Here is a 3435-nt window from a genome sequence, read left to right as displayed (position 1 = left end):
ACCCATCGACAAACACCTGACAGGCCCACCACCCACAGTCGTGACCATCCTCACCCGAACCTAAAGTTCCTGGTATTGGGCGGGGACCTGGCGATCCTTACCTGGTACCGACTTCTCCTGCTGCACGGCTGGCAGCTTGCGCCCGGGTTTCTCATCGGGCACCGCGTTGGCCGCAGGCACCGAGGCACCCAACGACACGGCCACCACAACGGCGAGGGCTCGAACAGACATCCGGTAACGCATCACAGCGCCTTTCAGACGTGCGAGAAGGGACGAGAAAGACGTATGACTACGCGCCGAGTTCGCGCGCGCGCCGGTCAGCGTCGATATCGGCAGCTGAGCGGACCCCGGAGTAGACGCGCACGTCGTCGATCGAACCCGCGAAGTAGGCCAAGCCGACGGCGTACTGTTTGGCCCGCCCGACCGCGATCACGCCGTCGGTGCCGTTGGTTACGGATTGCCCGGTAGCCGATACGGCACTACTGGAGTTGGCGTCGACGATCAGGTGGACCCGCCCAGTGGCCGCGTCATAGATCCCCGTCAGGTACACCCACTGACCCACGACGACCGCGACATCGGAGTAGGCCGTTGTCCAGGTGGGCGTGTCCACATCCGTCGGTGAAACCCCGAAGCACCACTTCTGACGATCGCCGCAATACTGGAGCGCGGCCCGCGATGAACGCTGCCCATCGATACTGGCGATCGTGCGGAACCCCGTGGCCGAGTCCAGCTTCACCCAGGCCGACAAAGTCAGACTGCCGCCGGACTGCAACGACGCAGGTCGGGTCCCGGTGATGTCGCCGACTGGAGATTCCGGGAATCGGGCTGACATGATCGACGGGTCTTCTGCGTCCTCGCTCCATTGCGTGCCGCCGGACAACGCTGCGTTGCCGCCGGTGACCTCATCACGAGTGGTGGTGCCGGAGCCTTCATCGAGCTTGTATCGGGCCCGCAGGACCGACGCGTTCGCCGCCGCGGCCACCTCTGCGGCACTCGTGCTGCGATCCCACAACCGCACGTCGTCCACCTGACCGGCAAACTGGCACACATAGGCGCCGTTCTGCTTGCCGCGTCCGACAATCAGCCGTCCGCTGATGTTGCCGACCTCCGCGGCCTTGGACCCCTCCAGACGCCCGTTGACGTAGATGTGGATCTGCTTGGTGCCCGCGTCATATACGCCTGCGACGTGCGTCCAGACTCCGGCAAGCGCCGAACTCTGTGAATGAATCGACGCCCAGGCCGGATTCGCCGCGTCACCGGGCGAGGTCACGAAGCACCACTTGCCGGTGTCGTCGCAACGCTGCAGCGTGAACGCCGCCGACAACGGCCCCTCCTGGCTCACCACCGCCCGCCATCCCTGCGCGGCGTCGAGCCGAACCCACGCGGCGACCGAGAAGCCACGATCAGTTCGCACGATCGACGACGCCGACGCCGCGGCATCACTGGTCGCGGCGTTCATGCGGAACGCGTTGGCGGTATAACCGGAAACATACGAAGCCGAGCCCGTCCCGGTATAGCTCAGGTGACGCGCACCCGCGGCGGAATCCGAGAGCGTGCTATCCATCTTCCAAGAGCCGATCGGCGCCGTTGGCGGGTTCGCCCGGAACACGTAGCTCTTCACCGGGCCACGGTTACCGGCGCGGTCGACACTGGCCACTTTTACGGTGTTAGTGCCCTCGATGGGGGTGATCAACGCCGTGGTCGTCGCACCCGTACCGGTCGCATTGACTGACGGCGAACCCAACGTCGTCGGATCCGTACCGTCCACTGTGTACACGTAGCTAGCCACATCGGCCGTGCCATTGGGTCCGAACGTGAACAGGCCACTCTTGCCCGCCGCCCCAGCGAGCCCGTTCTCGGGGTAGTCGGTAGACGACACACTTGAGACTGCAGGCGGTGTCACATCGACACCGAACTCGCACGAATCGGACTGCGGGGACAACAGCTCGTCATCGCCCGCGACCACATGCCACGAGTACACCTGACCATCCACCAACGAACCCGCGGGCACGCTGATCTCAGCCATGCTTCCAGGCTGGATGTTCGAAGTTCCTTCGGAACCGACCGAGTTTCCCCCGGTGGACCAGTAGAATCGAGCGTTCAACAGCCCCGAGTTGTCCGGGTCCTTCAATCGAGCTCGCAGCTTGGGAGTCGTCGTCGCGATATAAGGGCGACCCGCGCCAGTGACGCACGCGTAATCCTTCAAACCATGACGTGTAGAGAGGTCAGACGGTTTCTCTGGATACGAGTTATAGCGCACGACCAGCGACGGGTTGGTGCCGAACCGGCGCCAGTGCGTATTCAGGACACTGTCATCCGGCGACCATAAGCCCACATAGAACGCCGTCCACCCCTGATCTGCGGCCACCTGCACGGTCGACCGCATCTCGATCGGCGCAGTACCCGCACCAGGGCAACCACCGTAGGAACCGATCGTGCCGAGCTGGTAGTGCCTGCCCGGCTCACTGCCGTACTTCGTCGCCGCTGTGAACTGGGTGGTCAACCACACTTGCGTCGAACCGCCACACGAATAGGCGTTGTTCACCGCGAAATTCAGGTTCGCTTCCTTGATGACCTTCCCGGCCAAACCGTTCGTGCTCATCTCCACATATGACCGAGCAGTCACATACTTCGAATTCTGCGTGTCCCACACATAACCGGACCTCAGCAGGTCATCAGTGTCGTACTCGGTCAACCCGGTCTTGTACAACACCGCGTAGTGATTCCGTCCGCACGACGTGCACAGATACGAAGGGTCGATGTATACCGGGAACACCGTCGCTGGATCATCGAACATCGACACGTTCGGCGTCACCGCCACCGACGATCCCGACACCTCGACATCCATTGTCGCCACACGCCCTCCAGCGCCAGGGCTACCCACCAACTCGCTGGAGGTCACCTCGATCCCCGAGGAATCCCACATCTTCGGCGCCGGCGCGGAGAACACCTCACGGCCCGCGGCGGTCGCGCTCAGATCCCCGTCCGCCTTCTCTGTCACGATCGCGTTCGCCGCATGGTTCGGAAAGGCGATCCGATCCAACTTCGGGTTTTGCGCCGCCTCCCGCGTCTTGACCACGACTGTCTCATTGAAACCGTCGGCCTCGGCCTCAATACCAGGAACTTAGTGCTTGATCGTGTAGTGTCTGGTTGTGCCCAGGCGTGGTCAGGTGAAGGTGAAGTCCGGTGATCGGCTGGTGGATCGGGTGGGGTTGGGTGTGTTGGCCTCGCAGTTCCCGGACGCGTTGATCGAGCGGGTGATCGAGGAGACCGGGAGGCGGGAGCGGCGGTCGCGGGATCTGCCCGCCGCGTTGATGGCGCGGTATGTGGTGGCGCTGGCGTTGTTTCCCTCGGATGGCTACGACGAGGTGATGCGGCAGGTCAAGCTGGCCGATGATTGGCTGGTGGATGGCCGCGGTCCGGTGAGGATTCCCG

General features: G+C 63.5%; 2 protein-coding genes. One reads left to right on the top strand and one right to left on the bottom strand.

Annotated elements, in window-relative coordinates; genetic code table 11:
* Positions 1 to 289: 289 nt before the first annotated feature.
* Positions 290 to 3079, bottom strand: coding sequence for a LamG domain-containing protein (locus ACRDSQ_RS15665; RefSeq protein WP_431421912.1), 2790 nt, complete (start codon positions 3077 to 3079; stop codon positions 290 to 292).
* Positions 3080 to 3152: 73 nt separating this feature from the next.
* Here ACRDSQ_RS15665 and ACRDSQ_RS15660 point away from each other — a divergent pair.
* Positions 3153 to 3435 (top strand): transposase domain-containing protein (locus ACRDSQ_RS15660; protein ID WP_431421911.1); only part of this gene is annotated, 283 nt, incomplete at its 3' end.

This window comes from Actinokineospora sp., assembly GCF_050699995.1.
Lineage (GTDB): Bacteria > Actinomycetota > Actinomycetes > Mycobacteriales > Pseudonocardiaceae > Actinokineospora.
The sequence above is the reverse complement of the archived record's forward strand: the minus strand, read 5'-3'. Positions and strand labels throughout refer to the sequence as shown.